Raw genomic sequence first — 17,900 nt, 5'->3', positions numbered from 1 at the left:
GCCCGGGCGGCGCGCCCGGCCGCGGCCGCGGACGGGCCGCGGGTCAGCCGTAGACCGGACCGGTGTACTTCTCGCCGGGCCCCTGACCCGGCTCGTCCGGTACGAGCGACGCCTCCCGGAAGGCCAGCTGGAGCGACTTCAGCCCGTCGCGCAGCGGCGCCGCGTGGAAGGAGCTGATCTCCGTCGCGCTCGCGTCCATCAGCCCGGCCAGCGCGTGGACGAGCTTGCGCGCCTCGTCCAGGTCCTTGTGCTCGTCGCCCTCGTCGGTCAGCCCGAGCTTCACGGCCGCCGCGCTCATCAGATTCACCGCGACCGTGACGATCACCTCGACGGCGGGGACCTCCGCGATGTCGCGGGCCATGGCGTCGTAGCCGGGGGATTCTTCGGGTGGGGTCGTCGCGTCGCTCATGTGTCACACGATAGGCGTACGCCGGGGCGGGCCTTTCCCCGGGAGCGCGGGGGCGGACGGCGGGGAGCCGGACCGGACGCAGCGGGTTAGCGCGCGCCCGGGGGAGCTGCTAACCTGGAGTGACGACCGGCCGGACACATGTGTGCCCGGCCCACAAGTGGAGGCTCCGATCTCCCACCTGGCTGCCCTCTGCGGGCGGCGGGTCACCGGTCAGGCGGTGCCCATCGTTCCGTACGGACGATGGAGCCGCCCGATGCGCCCCGTGATTCGTGCACGGCGGTGCTCCGGTATTCAAGGAGCTGCTGCCTGTGTGCCGTCCGGGGCATTTTTGATGCTCCGCCGCGGTTGGTCTGCCAACAGACGTTACGCGGCTGTCTGCCAGACAGTCGTGTGGTGCTACCGAGGAGGATCCATCAGCGCCGAGCCCCGCATCAACGACCGGATTCGCGTTCCCGAAGTGCGACTTGTCGGTCCCAGTGGTGAGCAGGTGGGCATTGTGCCGCTCGCCAAGGCCCTGGAGCTCGCACAGGAGTACGACCTGGACCTGGTCGAGGTCGCGGCGACAGCCCGTCCGCCCGTGTGCAAGCTCATGGACTACGGGAAGTTCAAGTACGAGTCGGCCATGAAGGCTCGTGAAGCGCGCAAGAACCAGGCGCACACGGTCATCAAGGAAATGAAGCTCCGGCCGAAGATCGACCCGCACGACTATGACACCAAGAAGGGTCACGTCGTCCGGTTCCTCAAGCAGGGGGACAAGGTCAAGATCACGATCATGTTCCGCGGTCGTGAGCAGTCCCGTCCCGAGCTGGGCTTCCGACTGCTCCAGCGGCTTGCCTCGGACGTGGAGGAACTCGGCTTCATCGAGTCCAACCCGAAGCAGGACGGCCGGAACATGATCATGGTTCTGGGCCCGCACAAGAAGAAGACCGAGGCCATGGCCGAGGCCCGCGAGGCGCAGGCCGCCCGCAAGGCCGAGCGTCAGGGCCACGGGACCGAGGAGTCGGCGGACGCGACGGGCGAGGCCCAGGCCGAAGCTGTCGCCGAAGCTCCCGCCGAGGCATCCTCCGACGCGTGATCCGCGGGGTCGCCACCCAGGCGACCCCCGGCCCCGCCCGGAACCACACACCAGAGATCTGACGCGCCCGCGCGCCGGTCGAATCCGACCGGCTGGACGCGCCACCGACGAGGAGAGAACGGCGCCATGCCGAAGAACAAGACGCACAGCGGTGCCAGCAAGCGCTTCAAGATCACCGGCTCCGGCAAGGTGCTGCGGGAGCGGGCCGGCAAGCGCCACCTGCTTGAGCACAAGTCGTCGCGGCTGACGCGTCGCCTCACCGGCAACGCCGAAATGGCCCCGGGCGACGCCAAGAAGATCAAGAAGCTTCTCGGCAAGTGACGTCGCGGCCCCCGGTGACCGGGGGCGCGGCGCAGGACCGGGACCCATTCGTTTTCCGGACCGTGTGAGTACCCCCACGGTCCCGCTACAAGGAGTCAACACGTGGCACGCGTCAAGCGGGCAGTCAACGCCCACAAGAAGCGCCGGGCAATCCTCGAGGCGGCCAGCGGTTACCGCGGCCAGCGCTCGCGCCTGTACCGGAAGGCGAAGGAGCAGGTCACCCACTCCCTCGTCTACAACTACAACGACCGCAAGAAGCGCAAGGGCGACTTCCGTCAGCTGTGGATCCAGCGGATCAACGCCGCCGCCCGCGCCAACGGCATCACCTACAACCGCTTCATCCAGGGTCTGAAGGCCGCCAACGTCGAGGTCGACCGCAAGATCCTCGCCGAGCTGGCCGTCAACGACGCCAACGCGTTCGCCGCGCTGGTCGAGGTCGCCCAGAAGGCCCTCCCGAGCGACGTCAACGCTCCGAAGGCCGCCGCCTGATCCGTCAGGCAGCGTGTGCTCTTCCTCCGGACCCGCAGGCATCACGCCTGCGGGTCCGGCGCGTTCCCTCCCCGTACCCCCGCACCCCTGTCCCTCCTGATCCGCAGACCTGCCGACCGCCAGACCTCCCCGGACGAGAAGTGAGAACCGCCGCCGATGGGCACGATGGGCACCCCCGAGCTGATCTCCCCGCGCTCCCCGCGCGTCACGGCCGCGCGGCGGCTCGCCAAGCGGGCCTTCCGCGGCAAGGAACGCCTGTTCATCGCCGAGGGGCCGCAGGCCGTACGTGAGGCGGTGGCCCACCGCGCGGACGGCGGCCAGCCCACGCTGACCGAGCTGTTCACCACCACCGAGGCGGCCGAGCGGTACGCCGGCATCGTCGAGGCCGCGCGGGCCACCGGCGCCCGGGTCCACTTCGCGCCCGACACGGTGCTCGCCGACGTGTCCCAGACCGTCACCCCCCAGGGGCTGCTCGGCGTCTGCCGCTTCCTCGACGCGCCGTTCGAGGACATCCTGCGGGCCCGGCCCCGGCTCGTCGCGGTCCTCGCCAACGTCCGCGACCCCGGGAACGCCGGTACCGTACTGCGCTGCGCGGACGCGGCCGGCGCCGACGCCGTCGTCCTCACCGACGCCTCGGTCGACCTGTACAACCCGAAGTCGGTACGGGCCTCGGCCGGCTCGCTGTTCCACCTGCCGGTCGCCGTCGGCGTCCCCGTCGAGCACGCCGTCCAGGGGCTCAAGGACGCCGGCGTGCGGATTCTCGCCGCCGACGGCGCGGGCGAACGGGACCTGGACGACGAGCTGGACGCGGGCACCATGGGCTCGCCCACCGCCTGGGTCTTCGGCAACGAGGCGTGGGGGCTGCCCGCCGAGACCCGGGCCCTCGCCGACGCCGTCGTACGGGTGCCGATCCACGGAAAGGCCGAGAGTCTGAACCTCGCGACCGCCGCCGCCGTATGTCTCTACGCCTCGGCACGGGCCCAACGGGTCCGCGGTACGTGCTGAGGGGGTCCGCTCCGTCACCCACAGCTAGTACTGTTGCGCTTTCGGGGACCCACTGAGCTACGCGGAAGAGGTGGGGTGCGGGCATGACCGTCGGTGCGAGCGGATCCGCCGCTGTCCGGGCAGGTTTACCTCCCGCGCCCGGGACCGGCGCGGGAACGCCCGGGACGACCGGCCCGAGGGACTCCCCGCCCGGCGCGGACGACGCGGACGAGGCCCGCGACGGTCACGCCGGGAGCGCTCCGGGGGCCGACCGGCCCGACGGCTTCCCCGGGATCGACCCCGACGACCTGCCCGACGGGCTGATCGTCGCCGACGAGACCGGCCGGGTCGTCTGCTTCAACGCCGCCGCCGCCCGAATCACCGCCATACCCCGCTCCGATGCCCTCGGCCGCCCACTGGAGCGCGCCCTGCCGCTGGAGGACCTGAAGGGGCGCCGCTGGTGGACCCTGACCGATCCGTACGGCGGCCTCGCGACCCGGATCGGCCAGCCCGAGCGCAATCTCCTGCTGCCCGGCGGCCGCGAGGTGCTCGTCTCCGCGCGCTATGTCCGCGCCTACCCCACCGGGCCCGTCCACCGGCTGGTCGTCTGTGTGCGCGGAACCGAGGCCCGCCGCCGTACCGAACTCAGCCACGCGGAGCTGATCGCCACCGTCGCCCACGAGCTGCGCTCCCCGCTCACCTCCGTCAAAGGGTTCACGGCCACCCTGCTCGCCAAATGGGAGCGCTTCACCGACGACCAGAAGCGGCTGATGCTGGAGACCGTCGACGCCGACGCCAACCGGGTCACCCGGCTGATCGCGGAGCTGCTGGACATCTCCCGCATCGACTCCGGACGACTGGAGCTGCGCCGCCAGCCCGTCGACGTCGGCACGGCCGTCGCCCGCCACGTGCAGTCGCACACCGCCTCCGGGCAGTCCCCGGACCGCTTCCTCGTCCGGATCCAGCAACCGCTGCCCGATCTGTGGGCCGATCCCGACAAGATCGACCAAGTGCTCGGCAACCTGCTGGAAAACGCGGTGCGCCACGGCGAGGGAACCGTCACCATCGAGGTGTCGGCCGCGGAGATCCAGCACGCGGCCCGTACGGAGAAAGGGACGGCCGTCACCGTGTGCGACGAGGGGCCCGGCATTCCCGAGGAGTCGATGAGCCGCGTCTTCACCCGCTTCTGGCGGGGCAGCAAGCGCGGCGGGACCGGGCTCGGCCTGTACATCGTCAAGGGCATCGTCGCGGCCCACGGCGGAACGATCACCGTCGGCCGGGGACCCGGCGGCGGCGCCGAGTTCCGATTTATCCTGCCCGTCGGCACTCCGGCCCATCTGTCCTGACCGGTCCGGACCGCCCACGGGCTCCCTCACCTTCGTACGACCTTTAGACTCGACCTTTGGCACCTCCGCGCCCCCAGTGATCGAGCAGGGTCGTTTCGCCAGCCAATCGGAAGTACGGGAAGAGATGTCCGCACCCAACAAGTCGTACGACCCGGTCGAGGTCGAGGCACTGAAACCGGAAGAGATCGAGCGCATGCGGGACGAGGCGCTCGCCGCCTTCGCCGCCGCCGGCGATCTCGACGCGCTCGCCCACGCGAAGACCGCGCACACCGGAGGCACGTCGCCGCTCGCCCTCGCCAACCGCGAGATCGGCGCGCTGCCGCCCCAGGCCAAGGCCGAGGCGGGCAAGCGCGTGGGCCAGTCGCGCGGCGCCGTCAACAAGGCCCTCGCCGCCCGTCAGAGCGAGCTGGAGGCCGAGCGCGACGCCCGGGTCCTGGTCGAGGAGGCGGTGGACGTCACACTGCCGTACGACCGCGTCCCGGCCGGCGCCCGGCACCCGCTGACCACCTTCATGGAGCGGGTCGCCGACGTCTTCGTGGCCATGGGCTACGAGGTCGCCGAAGGGCCCGAGGCCGAGGTGGAGTGGTTCAACTTCGACGCGCTGAACTTCGTCCCCGACCACCCCGCGCGCCAGATGCAGGACACCTTCTTCGTCCAGGGCCCGGAGGGCACCAAGGACGACGAGTCCGGCGTGGTGCTGCGCACGCACACCTCGCCCGTCCAGGCGCGGGCCCTGCTCGACCGCGAACCGCCCGTCTACATCGTCTGCCCGGGGCGGGTCTACCGCACCGACGAGCTGGACGCCACGCACACCCCGGTCTTCCACCAGATCGAGCTGCTCGCCGTGGACGAGGGCCTCACCATGGCCGACCTCAAGGGCACCCTGGACCACATGGTCCAGGCCCTCTTCGGCACGGACATGAAGACCAGGCTCCGGCCCAACTTCTTCCCGTTCACCGAGCCGTCCGCCGAGATGGACATGGTCTGCTACGTCTGCCGCGGCGCCTCCGTCGGCAACCCCGACCGGCCCTGCCGCACCTGCGGCAGCGAGGGCTGGATCGAGCTGGGCGGCTGCGGCATGGTCAACCCCAAGGTGCTCACCGCCTGCGGCGTCGACCCCAAGAAGTACAGCGGCTTCGCCTTCGGGTTCGGCATCGAACGGATGCTTATGTTCCGCCACAACGTCGAAGACATGCGAGACATGGTCGAGGGTGACGTCCGGTTCACCCGGCCGTTCGGGATGGAGATCTGATGCGCGTCCCGCTTTCCTGGCTGCGGGAGTACGTCGACCTGCCGGAGACGGAGACCGGCCGTGACGTACAGGCCAAACTCGTCTCCGCGGGTCTGGAGGTCGAGACCGTCGAGCAGCTCGGCGCCGGCCTCAAGGGCCCCCTCGTCGTCGGCAAGGTCCTCACCATCGAGGAGCTGGAGGGCTTCAAGAAGCCCATCCGCTTCTGCACCGTCGACGTCGGCACCGCCAACGGCACCGGCGAGCCGCAGGAGATCGTCTGCGGCGCGCGCAACTTCGCCGTCGGCGACAAGGTCGTCGTGGTCCTGCCCGGCGCCGTCCTCCCCGGCGACTTCGCGATCTCCGCGCGCAAGACGTACGGCAGGACCTCGCACGGCATGATCTGCTCCGGCGACGAGCTGGGCATGGGCGACGACGGCACCGGCGGCATCATCGTGCTGCCGCCCGAGCACGAGGCCGGCACCGACGCCATCGCCCTGCTGGAGCTGGTCGACGAGGTCCTCGACATCGCGGTCACCCCCGACCGCGGCTACTGCCTGTCGATGCGCGGCGTCGCACGCGAGACCGCCATCGCCTACGGGCTGCCGCTGCGCGACCCCGCGCTGCTCGACGTACCCGCGCCGAACGCGTACGGCCACCCCGTGAAGATCGCCGACCCCAGGGGCTGCGACCGCTTCACCGCCCGCACGGTCACCGGTCTCGACCTGGAGGCCCGCAGCCCCGTCTGGCTGCGCCGCAGGCTTCAGAAGGCCGGGATGCGCCCGATCTCGCTCGCCGTCGACATCACCAACTACGTGATGCTGGAGCTGGGCCAGCCCCTGCACGCCTACGACCGCGCCCGCCTCGAAGGGCCGATCGGCGTCCGCCGTGCCCAGCCGGGCGAGAAGATCACCACGCTCGACGGCGTCGCCCGCGTCCTGGACGCCCAGGACCTGGTCATCACCGACGACCGGGGGCCGATCGGCCTCGCCGGCGTCATGGGCGGCGCCCACACCGAGATCGCCGACACCACGGCCCACCCGGAGACCGGCGAGGCGCAGGGCACCACCGAGGTGGTCATCGAGGCCGCGCACTTCGACGCGATCTCCATCGCCAGGACCGCCCGCCGCCACAAGCTGCCCTCCGAAGCGTCCAAGCGCTTCGAGCGCGGCACCGACCCGCAGGCCACGGCCGCCGCCGCGCAGCGCACCGTCGACCTGCTGGTGCTCCTCGCCGGCGGCTCGGCCGAGGCCGGGGTCACCGAGATCTTCGCGCCGTCCGCGCCGCACACCATCGCCATGCCCGCCGACCACCCCGACCGCGTCGCCGGCGTCGCCTACGGCCGCGAGACCGTCGTGCGCCGGCTCCAGCAGATCGGCTGCGACGTGTACGGGCAGGACGAGCTGGTCGTCACCGTGCCGTCCTGGCGTCCCGACCTCGGCGCGCCCAACGACCTCGCCGAAGAGGTCATCCGGCTGGAGGGGTACGAGAACCTGCCCTCCACGCTGCCCACCCCGCCCTCGGGACGCGGCCTCACCGAGCGCCAGCGGCTGCACCGCAGGGTCGGCCGCGCGCTGGCCGGCGCCGGCTATGTCGAGGCGCTGAACTACCCGTTCACCGGCACCGCCGTCCTCGACGCCTTCGGGCTGCCCGCCGACGACGAACGCCGCCGTACGGTCACGCTCGTCAACCCGCTGTCCGACGAGGAGCCCGCGCTGCGCACCACGCTGCTGCCGGGCCTGATCACCGCGCTGCGCCGCAACGACGGCCGTGGCTCGCACGATCTGGCGCTCTTCGAGACCGGCCTGGTCTTCCGGCCCACCGGCGCCGACACCGTGCCGGTCCGGCTGCCCGTCGACCGGCGCCCGACCGACGAGGAGGTGGCCGCGCTCGACACCGCGCTGCCGCGCCAGCCGCGCCACGCGGCCGTCGTGCTGGCCGGTGCGCGCGAGCAGGCCGGCTGGTGGGGCAGGGGCACGCCCTCGGTGTGGGCGGACGCCGTCGAGGCGGCCCGTACCGTCGCCCGTGAGGCCGGCGTCGAACTGACCGTCCGGGCGGGCCGGTACGAGCCGTGGCACCCCGGCCGCTGCGCGGCGCTGTTCGCCCCGATCGACGGCGAGGAGACGCCGGTCGGCCACGCCGGGGAGCTGCACCCCCGGGTGGTCAAGGCGCTCGGCCTGCCGGAGCGCACCTGCGCCATGGAGATCGACCTCGACCTCCTGGAGCGGGCGTCCGCCGGCGTGCCCCGGGCGCCGAGGATCTCCACCTACCCGGTCGCCACCCAGGACGTGGCGCTGGTCGTCCCGGCCGAGGTGCCGGCCGCCGAGGTGGAGCGGGCGCTGCGCGAGGGTGCGGGGGAACTCCTGGAGTCGCTGCGGCTGTTCGACGTCTTCGCCGGTGAGCAGATCGGCGCGGGCCGCAAGTCCCTCGCCTACGCCCTGCGGTTCCGCGCGCCGGACCGCACGCTGACCGTCGACGAGGCGACGGCCGCGCGCGACGCGGCGGTGGCCCTGGCCGCCGAGCGGACCGGGGCGGTGCTGCGGGGCGCCTGACCGCCCGCGCACCCCGTACCGTCCGACCTGGCCGTTCGGTGCGTTGTTCGACCGAGAACCGGCCCGTGAGGGGCGCGTCCTGATTCCCTGGACGCGCCCCTCACTCGTTCGAGTGAGGATGCCGGGCGTGGTTCGCCAACGGGCGCCAGTGATCGACACAATCGATCCGGCCACGACGGTCGACGTACGCCGAGCGGCTCAGGGTCTTGCGTTGCGGATCAGGCCGAACGGCGAGCGGGTCCGGTGCGGCGCACCGCGAGGTGGAGGAGGGAGTCGTGGCCGGGTCATGGCGACCGACAACAGCGGGATCTCGGCAGCGTGCCTCGAGCGCGGTACGGGGGCTCCCGAGCCCGGCGTGGTCCCCGCGGAAGGGGTGCACGGCCGGACACCTGCCGAGGGGGTCCGGCGGATGAACCGGACCACTCCGCGGGACGACGCGTCCCGCGGCCCGTCCGCCGACGAACGCGACGAGCTGGAAGAGGCGTCCGCCTCCTGGGGCTTCGTCGAGTGCGCGGTGCCCGGCGGGCTGCTCGCGCTCGTCGTCACCTGGGAGCTGACCCGCCCGACCACCACCCGGGAGAACTTCTCCGCACGCGTGGTGACCTGTGTGGCGTTCGTCCTGGTGATGGTCTACCTCCTGATCCGGGTACGGCGCCGGGCGGCGCGCGAGCTGGGCGAGGTCCGGGCCGTGGCCCGCGCCGCCCAGGAGACGCTGATCCGCCCGCTGCCCCACCGGCTGGACGGGCTGACGCTCGCCGCCCGCCAGATCTCCGCCTCCCGGGGCGCCGAGGTCGGCGGCGACCTGTACGAGGCCGTGGCCACCGCGCACGGCGTCCGCGTCGTCATCGGCGATGTGCGCGGCCACGGGCTGCCCGCCATCGGCATGGTCGCCGCGGTCCTCGGCAGCTTCCGGGAGGCCGCGTACGACGAGGCCGGGCTCGACGGCGTCCTGCGCCGTCTCGACCGGGCCCACCAGCGCCAGCTGCGCGACCAGTTGGGGCGCGGGCGGGCGTCCCCCGGCCGCGCGGGGGCCGGCGCCGCCGAGCAGGAGTCCCTGTCGGCGGAGGAGTTCGTCACCCTGCTGCTCCTGGAGATCGGCGCCGACGCCGAGGTGCGGGCGCTCAACTGCGGCCATCCGTGGCCCTATCGGCTCGGCAGAGGGGTGGCCCGGCTCGCCGCGGGCGAGCCGCTGCCCCCGCTGGGGACCATGCCGCTGCCCGCCAGCCTGCCGCCGTACCGCTGCGGCCGGCTGCTGCCCGGCGAGACGCTCGTCCTGCACACCGACGGCGCCGAGGACGCCCGCGACTCCGCCGGGCGCTTCTTCGGTCTGCCCGAAGCGCTCGAACGCGCCGCTTCCGGACCGCCGTTGCCGCCCGCCGCCATGGTGCGCCAGCTCCACTCCGCGCTGCTGCGCCACACCGGCGGCCGGGTCACCGACGACATGGCACTCCTGGTCCTGCGCAACGACCGTCCCGCCACGGACGACCGCGAACGCGTGCCCCCGCAGTCCGGCGAGCCGGTGCTGCCCACCCGCCCGGCCCCCTCCCACCGCCCTCGCCACAACGGGCGGGGGCGGTGACGGCGGGGGAGAGGGCCGGACACGTGGTCCCGTCCGCCCTGCCGGCAGAGCGTCGGGCAGGTTCCGGCAGAGCGGACGGTGCGGGGTGCGGGCCGTCGCACTGTACGAGGGGGGAGCCGACGGCCCGGCCGCCTTTTTCAGGTGGCGATTCAGTCAATCGTCCCGGGAGGGTCCGCGGCAGGGTGCGCAGGTCGCGGAACCGGGCATTACGTTCACACCCCGTGCGTTTCCCGTTCCACTACTCTGGTTCGGCCGAGCCACCGGAGGGGCACATGCAGCCCAATTCTCTGCTCGATTCCCTGCTTGACGAGGCGGGCATCTCCCATGCCGGTCTCGCCGCCCGGGTCAACCAGGCGGGCCGTAGCAGGGGACTCGCGCTGCGGTACGAACACACCGCCGTATCACGGTGGCTGAAGGGCCAGCGGCCGCGCGGCCAGGTGCCGGACCTGATCTGCGCGGTGCTCGGCGACCGGCTGCGCCGGCCGCTCACCCTCGACGACATCGGGCTCGGCGTGGCGGGCGAGGCGCCGGTCCCGCACGGCACGCCGCTCTCCGGCTTCGTGGAGCGGGCCACCGCTCTGTGGCGCAGCGACGAACAGCAACGGCCGCACATAGTGGGCGCCCCCACGGTCACCGGCACGCCCGCGGTCATGCCCGTCTGGGAGTGGGAGAACCCGCCCGAGGACTCCGACGTCTCGCGCAGCGGCACCAATCGGGTGGGCCCCGCCGACATCGAACTGCTGCGATCGGCCAGGGCGCACTACGAGTTGATGTACCGCAGGGCGGGCGGGGTCGCCACCCGGGCCCGTATCGTCCGCTTCCTCAACGCGGAGGCCGCGCCGCTGCTGCGCGGCGGGTACACCGACGCGCTGGGCCGTCAACTGCACCGCGCCACCGGGGGACTGGTGGCGGTGGCCGGTATCTGCGCCTACGACTCCGACGCGCACGGACTCGCGCAGCGCTACTTCCACCAGGCGCTGCGGCTGGCCAAGGCCAGCGGCGACCGGGGGCTGGGCGCCTACGTCATCGTGCTGCTGGTCAACCAGTCGCTGTATCTGGGGGAGTACCGCCAGGCCGTGGCCTTCGCCGAGGCCGCGCTGCGCACGGCGGGCCGTCAGATCACCCCGGCGCTCGCCGCCGACCTGTACGCGATGCAGGCCAAGTCGTACGCCCATCTCGGGGACGGCGGCGGCGCGCTGGGCTGCATCCGGCGGGCCGAGACAGAGGCGGAGCGCATCCGGCCGGCCCGCGAGCCGGACGAGACCGGGTACGTACAACCGGGGCTGGTCAACGTACAGGTGGCGGAGGCACTCCTCAGTCTCGGTGATCTCGCGGCCGCCCGGGTACACGCGACAGCCGCCGTGGACACCCCGGCTCATGACCGGGGCAGGGTCCACCGGTTGGCGATGCTCAGCCATATCGAGCTGCGGCAGGGCGAACCGGACCGGGCCGCCAGGACGGCGGCGGAGATGGCGGAGCGGGCCATGGGCATGGAGTCCCAGCGGCTGCGGGACCGGTTGCGCACCGTCCGGGAGCAGTTGGTGGCCAGCGGTTCCGCCGTGGCGGAGGAGACGGCGGAGCTGATCGAGGGGGCGCTGCGCGTTCCGCTGTAAGTCTCCGTGAGCCCCTTCGTGAGCCCCTCCATGAGCGCCCGCGCGTTCCCGCGTGCTCGTACTACTGCTGCGATATTGCCATCAACTTGTCGGAAGGTGGCAGAAACGTGCAGTGGACGAAACTAAGTGAACAAACCGTCTATGAGAACCGCTGGTTCCAAGTCAATCTGGCGGACGTCAAACTCCCCGACGGCCGCCATCTGGATCACTTCCTCATCCGGCTCCGCCCGGTCGCCGTGGCGACCGCGGTCAACTCAGCCAACGAGGTGCTGATGCTCTGGCGCCATCGCTTCATCACCGACAGCTGGGGCTGGGAGCTGGCCGCGGGGGTCGTGGAGGACGGCGAGGACATCGAGACAGCGGCGGCGCGGGAGATGGAGGAGGAGACCGGGTGGCGACCGGGCCCGCTCCGGCATCTCCTCACCGTGGAGCCGTCCAACGGCCTGAGCGACGCCCGGCACCATCTCTACTGGTCCGACGAGGCCACGTACATGGGCCATCCCGAGGACGACTTCGAGTCCTCGCGCCGGGAGTGGGTACCGCTCAAACTGATCCCCGGCATGATCGCCAGAGGCGAGATCCCGGCCGCCAACATGACGGCCGGGCTGCTGATGCTCCATCACCTGCGGCTGGGGTAACCGGCTGAAACCGTGGTCGCACAGCGCCTCAGCGGCCGACGGCCTGCCAGACCGTCGTCGCGAGCGCGCCGAGCGCGCAGAGCGACGCCACAGCGGGCAGCGGCCACCGGGCGTGTTCCAGCGCCGCGACGCGCACGGCCAGATCGGTCACGTCCTTGTCGGTCTGGTCGATGCGCTGCGCCAGCAATGCCATCCTGCCGTCGGATCTCGCCACACCCACGTCGAGACTCCTGCGTAACTCTGCGTACTCTTCGACGACCGCGGACCGGTCGGGGTCGGTGTTCACGGAACCGCTCCTGTTCGGGGAAGGTCTCCCAAGGTGCCGGTGGGTCACCGGCTGAGTGGAACCGAGTCAACTACCCCTGGGTACACGGCGTCAGGGTGTGTGGAGGGCATATGCGCGCCCCCTTCGCACACGCCGTGCGAATCGCGGTTACCAGGAGTAGCGCCGGGGGCGGTACGAGCACTTCCGTACCGATATCCTCGCTCCATGCCACTGACCCGACGCAGGGTGAACGAGAGCCTTGCGAAGACGGACCGTTTCCTCGGCGGGCACAGACCCCCGACCCGGTTCCAGCTTTTCGTCGCACGTCACCCGCTGGCGACCGGGCTCGTCGCCGCCGCCCCGCTCACCGTCGCCTCGCTCGTGACCGTCCTGCCGGTCGACGGACCGGCCGAGGCGCTCGTCGGCGTGGCGATCGGCGCGGCCATCGGGGTGACCTTCGGCCTCTCCGCGTTCATGGAGCGCGTCCGTCAGCAACGCCTGGTCGCCCAGGGCCTGTACACGCCGTCCGAGCGCCCCCGGCGCCGGCGCGGGCGGCGCTGAGGGGGCACTGGCCGCACGGGTCAGACCGTGGGGTACGCGTAGAAGCCCGCGCCTGTCTTGCGGCCGAGCCGGCCCGCGTCCACCATCCGCTGGAGCAGCGGGGAGGCGGCGTACAGCGGTTCCTTGTACTCGGCGTACATCGAGTCGGCGACCGAGGCCACGGTGTCCAGACCGATCAGATCCGCGAGCTTGAGCGGGCCCATCGGGTGGGCGCAGCCCATCTCCATCCCGTTGTCGATGTCCTCCCGGCTCGCGATGCCCGACTCGTACATCCGGACCGCGGCCAGCAGATACGGGATGAGCAGGGCGTTCACCACGAAGCCCGAGCGGTCCTGGGCGCGGATGGCGTGTTTGCCCAGCACGCCCTGGACGACGGCCTCGGCGCGCAGCGTCGTCTCCTCGGAGGTGGTCAGCGCGGGGATCAGCTCGACGAGCTTCTGCACGGGGGCCGGATTGAAGAAGTGGATCCCGATGACCTGGTCGGGGCGGGAGGTCGCCACGGCGAGCTTGACCAGCGGGATGGAGGAGGTGTTGGAGGCGAGGATCGCGTCCGGCCGGGTCACCACCTGGTCGAGCACCTGGAAGATCTCCGTCTTGACCTGCTCGTTCTCCACGACGGCCTCGATGACGAGATCGCGGTCGGCGAACTCCCCGAGGTCCGTGGTGAAGCTGAGCCGGTCGAGGGTGGCGTCGCGCTCCTCCTCGGTGATCTTGCCGCGCTCGGCGGCCTTGGAGAGCGAGTTGTGCAGCCGGGTCCGGCCGATCTCCAGCGCCTCGCCGGTGGTCTCGGCGACCATGACCTCCAGGCCGCTGCGGGCGGCGACCTCCGCGATGCCTGCGCCCATCTGGCCGCAACCCACCACTCCGACGCGGACGATATCGCCCAGGGTGTCGGTCACATCGTGCCTTTCGCTGGTCCGTGTCCCGGCAGGTCCCCCGGGTGATTCCGGCGCCCGCCCGGGACAGGACGTTACTCCGCCGGGGGGTGTGGGCGGTGGGCCGGGGCGGGCATGACCAGACGGGTGGACCGGACCGCCGCGACCGGTGGCGGGCCGTACGCACACGCGAGGGACGGCGCATGGAGCACAGTGGTAACCAGCGGACGGGGCCGAGCGGCCGAGGGATCGGGCCGATCGGCAGACGGGGCTTCGTGGCCGCCGGGGTGGGGATGGCCGCCACCCTGCTGACGGCAGGGGACACGGCGTCCGCGGTCGGGCAGGCCCGGTCCGGAGCGGGGCGGAGCGGCGCGCCGCGCTCCGGGCTGCGCGGGATGTGGATCGCCACCGTAGCCAACCGAGACTGGCCGTCCAAGGCCGGGCTGACGGCCGCCGCGCAGCGCACCGAGCTGCTCGGGCACCTCGACACCGCCGTCGAGCGCGGACTCAACGCGGTCGTCCTCCAGGTCCGGCCGACCGCCGACGCGCTGTGGCCCTCGCCGCACGAGCCCTGGGCCCAGTGCCTCACCGGCACCCAGGGCAAGGACCCCGGCTGGGACCCACTGGGCACGGCCGTACGGGAGGCGCACGCGCGCGGTCTGGAACTGCACGCCTGGTTCAACCCGTACCGCGTCGCCAACCACACCGACCCCGCGCGGCTCGTCGCGACGCACCCGGCCAGGGTCCACCCGGAGTGGACCGTCCCGTACGGCGGGAAGCTCTACTACAACCCGGGTCTGCCGGAGGTCAGGGCGTTCGTGCAGAAGGCGATGCTCGACGCGGTCGAGCGGTACGCCGTCGACGCCGTCCACTGGGACGACTACTTCTATCCGTACCCGGTGGCCGGCCAGACCTTCGACGACGCCGCGGCCTACCGGCGCCACGGCTCCGGCTTCTCCAGCAAGGCGGCCTGGCGTCGGGACAACATCGACCGGCTGGTGAGGGAGACGGGCGAGCGGATCAAGAAGACCAAGCCGGACGTACGGTTCGGCATCAGCCCGTTCGGTGTGTGGCGCAACGCCGCCACCGACCCCCTCGGCTCGCACACCAGGGGCGGCGTCCAGACGTACGACGACCTGTACGCCGACACCCGGGCGTGGGTCAGGAAGGGCTGGGTCGACCACATCGTCCCGCAGCTGTACTGGAGCATCGGCGACGCGGCCTGCGACTACGCGAAACTGCTGCGCTGGTGGGACGGGGTGGTCCGGGGCACAGGCGTCGACCTGTACGTCGGTGAGGCCCTCTACAAGGCGGGCGACCCGGCGCAGCCCGCCGCCTGGCAGGACCCGGCCGAGCTGTCGCGTCACCTCACGCTCGCCCGGGAGTACGCGGGGGTGCGCGGGCACTGCTACTTCGCCGCGAAGGAGGTCCGCGCCGACCGGATCGGCGCCATGAGCCGGGTGGTGGCGGACCACTACCGGAAGCGGGCCCGGCCGCTGCCCTGAGCGGCGCCGCGCGGGCGCCGCCGCCCCGGACTCACGTACGGGCCCGCTGGGTGACCACGATGCAGGCCAGCACCGCCACGGCGGCCACCGGGGCGGCGGGCGTGAGGTGTTCGCCCAGCAGGAGCACCGACCAGACCAGGGTCAGCAGCGGCTGGGCGAGCTGGAGCTGACTGGCCTTGGCGGTGCCGATCGACGCCATGCCCCGGTACCAGACGTACAGCCCGAAGAACGTCGAACCGGCCGCCACCCAGACCAGCCCGGTCACCCCGTGGGCCGACAGGCGCACCGGTTCGAGGGACAGCGCCACCGCCGCGCCCGCCACCGAGAGCGGCAGGCAGCAGATCAGCGCCCAGCCGATCACCTGCCAGCCGGGCATCTCCCGGGCCAGCCGGCCGCCCTCCGTGTAGCCCGCCGCGCAGACCAGCAGCGCGCCGAAGAGATACAGATCCCCGGCGGAGAGGGCGCCGCCGCTCTGCTGGACCGCGAAGGCGATGACCACGGCAGCGCCGGCGAGCGCCGCGAGCCAGAAGCTCCGGGAGGGCCGCCGGCCCGTGCGCACCGCGCCGAACGCGGCCGTGGTCAGCGGCAGCAGCCCCACCACGACGGCGGCGTGCGCGGTGGTGGAGGTCTCCAGCGCCAGCGTCGTCAGCAGCGGGAAGCCCACCACGACCCCGCCGCCGACCACCGCGAGCCCGGCCCAGTGGCGGCGCCCGGGGAGCCGGACCCGCAGCGCCAGCAGGAAAACGCCCGCGAGGAGCGCGGCGAGCACACCGCGCACGGCGACGAGGGACCAGGGGCCGAAGCTCTCCAGCCCCCATACGGTGGACGGGAAGGTGAGCGAGAAGGAGACGACGCCGAGCACGGCGAGCAGTGTGCCGCCGGTGTCCCGGTGGGCGCCGCCGGCCGCGTCACCGACTGCTATCGATCCGGAATCGGTAGCGCTATCCTGTGTTGTCATGCAAGAGCGTAGCAGCGTGGCCGATCTGGCGAACTCCCTACGATCGGAGTTGAACCGCTACTCACCCGGTGGAAAGCTGCCGTCCAGTCGTGCCCTGGTCGAGCGCTTCCGGGTCTCACCGGTGACCGTCTCCCGCGCCCTCGCCCGGCTCGCCGCTGAAGGGCTCGTGACCACCCGCCCCGGCGCCGGGGCCTTCCGCGCCCCCGCCCGCACCGCGACACCGCGGCCCGGTGACACCTCCTGGCAGGAGATCACCCTCAGCGCCGACGCCCCGGCCGACGCGGTACCGCGCACCGTCGACGCCTCCGGGGTGCTGGTCACCCTCGCCGAACCCGCGCCGGGCGTCATCGAGTTCAACGGCGGCTATCTGCACCCCTCGCTCCAGCTCGAGCAGGCGATGGGCGCCGCCCTGGCCAGGGCGGGCCGGCGGCCGGGCGCCTGGGGCCGGCCGCCCGTCGACGGCCTGCCGGGGCTGCGCGACTGGTTCGCCCGGGGGATCGGGGAGACCCGCACCGCCGCCGAGGTACTGATCACGGCGGGCGGCCAGAGCGCGCTGACCACGGCGCTGCGGGCACTCGCCCCGCCCGGCGCGCCCCTCCTCGTCGAATCGCCCACCTATCCGGGGATGCTGGCCATCGCCCGCGCGGCCGGGCTCCGCCCCGTACCGGTGCCGGTGGACGCCGAGGGGGTACGGCCCGAGCTGCTCGCCGCCGCGTTCCGCGCCTCCGGCGCCAAGGTCTTCATCTGCCAGCCGCTGTTCCAGAACCCCACCGGCGCGGTGCTCTCGGCGGCCCGCCGGCCCGAGGTGCTGCGGATCGCCCGGGAGGCCGGGGCGTTCGTCGTGGAGGACGACTTCGTACGGCGGCTGGTCCACGAGGACGCGGGCCCGCTGCCCGGCCCGCTGGCCGCGGACGACCCCGACGGCGTCGTCGTCCACGTCTGCTCGCTCACCAAGGCGACCTCACCGAGCCTGCGGGTCGCCGCGCTGGCCGCGCGCGGCCCGGTCCTGGAACGGCTGCGCGCCATCCATGTGGTCGACACCTTCTTCGTCCCGCGCCCGCTCCAGGAAGCCGCGCTCGAACTCGTGGGATCCGCCGCCTGGAGCCGCCATCTGCGCACCCTCTCGGCGGAGTTGACGCACCGCAGGAACGCGATGACCGCCGCCCTGCGCTCGGCGCTGCCCGAACTCGCGCTTCCGTACGTCCCCGCCGGCGGCTACCACCTCTGGCCGCGCCTGCCGGACGGCACCGACGAACGGGCCGTCGTCTCCGCCGCCCTGCGCGCGGGCGTCGCGGTCGCACCGGGCCGGCCGTACTTCGGGGCGGAGCCGCCCGCCGCGCATCTGCGGCTGAGCTTCGCCGCGGTGGCGGGCGCCGGGGAGATCACCGAGGGCGTCCGACGGCTGCGCACGGCCTGCGACGGCGTGCTCGGCCGCTGAGATCCCCGCACCTGCCGGGGATGTCAGCGGGCCGGCCACGGGCGCTGTCGGACGCGCCCGGGGC

At 72.7% G+C, this 17,900-nt stretch carries 17 protein-coding genes; 13 read left to right on the top strand and 4 right to left on the bottom strand.

The genetic code is table 11. From position 1 onward, the window contains the following. Nucleotides 1–43 precede the first annotated feature (43 nt). Nucleotides 44–409 (bottom strand): DUF1844 domain-containing protein, encoded by a 366-nt coding sequence (locus ACFY6S_RS12390; RefSeq protein WP_388826280.1) that lies wholly within the window; start codon nucleotides 407–409, stop codon nucleotides 44–46. A gap of 388 nt (nucleotides 410–797) precedes the next feature. Between ACFY6S_RS12390 and infC the strand changes: the two genes are divergently transcribed. From infC to ACFY6S_RS12340, 10 genes are all read left to right on the top strand, one after another. Then, nucleotides 798–1,484: a translation initiation factor IF-3 gene (gene infC / locus ACFY6S_RS12385; RefSeq protein WP_388826277.1), complete on the top strand. Its 687-nt coding sequence runs from the start codon at nucleotides 798–800 to the stop codon at nucleotides 1,482–1,484. A gap of 126 nt (nucleotides 1,485–1,610) precedes the next feature. After that, entirely contained in the window at nucleotides 1,611–1,805 is a 195-nt protein-coding gene (gene rpmI / locus ACFY6S_RS12380; RefSeq protein ID WP_030560333.1) for a 50S ribosomal protein L35, read from the top strand. 102 nt (nucleotides 1,806–1,907) lie between these two features. Beyond that, nucleotides 1,908–2,294 carry a 50S ribosomal protein L20 gene (gene rplT, locus ACFY6S_RS12375; RefSeq protein WP_114626556.1) on the top strand — a complete coding sequence of 129 codons (387 nt, stop codon included), beginning with the start codon at nucleotides 1,908–1,910 and terminating at the stop codon, nucleotides 2,292–2,294. 165 nt (nucleotides 2,295–2,459) lie between these two features. Continuing rightward, nucleotides 2,460–3,299 carry a TrmH family RNA methyltransferase gene (locus ACFY6S_RS12370; protein WP_388826823.1) on the top strand — a complete coding sequence of 280 codons (840 nt, stop codon included), beginning with the start codon at nucleotides 2,460–2,462 and terminating at the stop codon, nucleotides 3,297–3,299. A gap of 83 nt (nucleotides 3,300–3,382) precedes the next feature. Further along, a complete protein-coding gene (locus ACFY6S_RS12365) occupies nucleotides 3,383–4,624 on the top strand; it encodes an ATP-binding protein (protein ID WP_388826273.1) in 1,242 nt (413 codons plus the stop codon). Between the two features lie 124 nt (nucleotides 4,625–4,748). After that, the gene (gene pheS, locus ACFY6S_RS12360) at nucleotides 4,749–5,876 is read left to right on the top strand and encodes a phenylalanine--tRNA ligase subunit alpha (protein WP_388826269.1); all 1,128 of its coding nucleotides are present in this window, start codon (nucleotides 4,749–4,751) and stop codon (nucleotides 5,874–5,876) included. Then, entirely contained in the window at nucleotides 5,876–8,404 is a 2,529-nt protein-coding gene (gene pheT, locus ACFY6S_RS12355; RefSeq protein WP_388826266.1) for a phenylalanine--tRNA ligase subunit beta, read from the top strand. The genes pheS and pheT overlap by 1 nt, the downstream gene beginning before the upstream one ends. A gap of 409 nt (nucleotides 8,405–8,813) precedes the next feature. Next, nucleotides 8,814–9,983, top strand: a complete 1,170-nt coding sequence (locus tag ACFY6S_RS12350; protein ID WP_388826263.1) for a PP2C family protein-serine/threonine phosphatase — start codon at nucleotides 8,814–8,816, stop codon at nucleotides 9,981–9,983. Nucleotides 9,984–10,255: 272 nt separating this feature from the next. Beyond that, nucleotides 10,256–11,596 (top strand): transcriptional regulator, encoded by a 1,341-nt coding sequence (locus tag ACFY6S_RS12345; protein WP_388826260.1) that lies wholly within the window; start codon nucleotides 10,256–10,258, stop codon nucleotides 11,594–11,596. Nucleotides 11,597–11,703: 107 nt separating this feature from the next. After that, on the top strand, nucleotides 11,704–12,234 hold the full coding sequence (locus ACFY6S_RS12340) for an NUDIX hydrolase (protein WP_388826257.1): 531 nt from the start codon (nucleotides 11,704–11,706) through the stop codon (nucleotides 12,232–12,234). Nucleotides 12,235–12,262: 28 nt separating this feature from the next. On the opposite strand, the gene ACFY6S_RS12335 is transcribed toward ACFY6S_RS12340, so the two are convergent. Next, a complete protein-coding gene (locus tag ACFY6S_RS12335) occupies nucleotides 12,263–12,454 on the bottom strand; it encodes a hypothetical protein (RefSeq protein WP_388826254.1) in 192 nt (63 codons plus the stop codon). A 270-nt stretch (nucleotides 12,455–12,724) separates the two neighbouring features. On the opposite strand from ACFY6S_RS12335, the gene ACFY6S_RS12330 reads away from it, so the two are divergent. After that, the gene (locus tag ACFY6S_RS12330) at nucleotides 12,725–13,060 is read left to right on the top strand and encodes a hypothetical protein (protein WP_388826251.1); all 336 of its coding nucleotides are present in this window, start codon (nucleotides 12,725–12,727) and stop codon (nucleotides 13,058–13,060) included. A 20-nt stretch (nucleotides 13,061–13,080) separates the two neighbouring features. Here ACFY6S_RS12330 and ACFY6S_RS12325 read toward each other — a convergent pair whose 3' ends face one another. Next, nucleotides 13,081–13,947: a 3-hydroxybutyryl-CoA dehydrogenase gene (locus tag ACFY6S_RS12325; RefSeq protein ID WP_388826820.1), complete on the bottom strand. Its 867-nt coding sequence runs from the start codon at nucleotides 13,945–13,947 to the stop codon at nucleotides 13,081–13,083. 191 nt (nucleotides 13,948–14,138) lie between these two features. Here ACFY6S_RS12325 and ACFY6S_RS12320 point away from each other — a divergent pair, with 191 nt between their 5' ends. Then, a complete protein-coding gene (locus ACFY6S_RS12320; protein ID WP_388826247.1) occupies nucleotides 14,139–15,440 on the top strand; it encodes a glycoside hydrolase family 10 protein in 1,302 nt (433 codons plus the stop codon). A 31-nt stretch (nucleotides 15,441–15,471) separates the two neighbouring features. Here ACFY6S_RS12320 and ACFY6S_RS12315 read toward each other — a convergent pair whose 3' ends face one another. Then, nucleotides 15,472–16,398, bottom strand: a complete 927-nt coding sequence (locus ACFY6S_RS12315) for a DMT family transporter (RefSeq protein ID WP_388826244.1) — start codon at nucleotides 16,396–16,398, stop codon at nucleotides 15,472–15,474. On the opposite strand from ACFY6S_RS12315, the gene ACFY6S_RS12310 reads away from it, so the two are divergent. After that, complete coding sequence (locus ACFY6S_RS12310) at nucleotides 16,397–17,836, top strand: PLP-dependent aminotransferase family protein (RefSeq protein WP_388826241.1); 1,440 nt, start codon at nucleotides 16,397–16,399, stop codon at nucleotides 17,834–17,836. The genes ACFY6S_RS12315 and ACFY6S_RS12310 overlap by 2 nt on opposite strands. The last annotated feature ends 64 nt before the right edge of the window (nucleotides 17,837–17,900 follow it).

It is taken from the genome of Streptomyces sp. NPDC012835, assembly GCF_042900885.1.
Classification (GTDB): Bacteria; Actinomycetota; Actinomycetes; order Streptomycetales; family Streptomycetaceae; genus Streptomyces.
The sequence above is the reverse complement of the archived record's forward strand: the minus strand, read 5'-3'. Positions and strand labels throughout refer to the sequence as shown.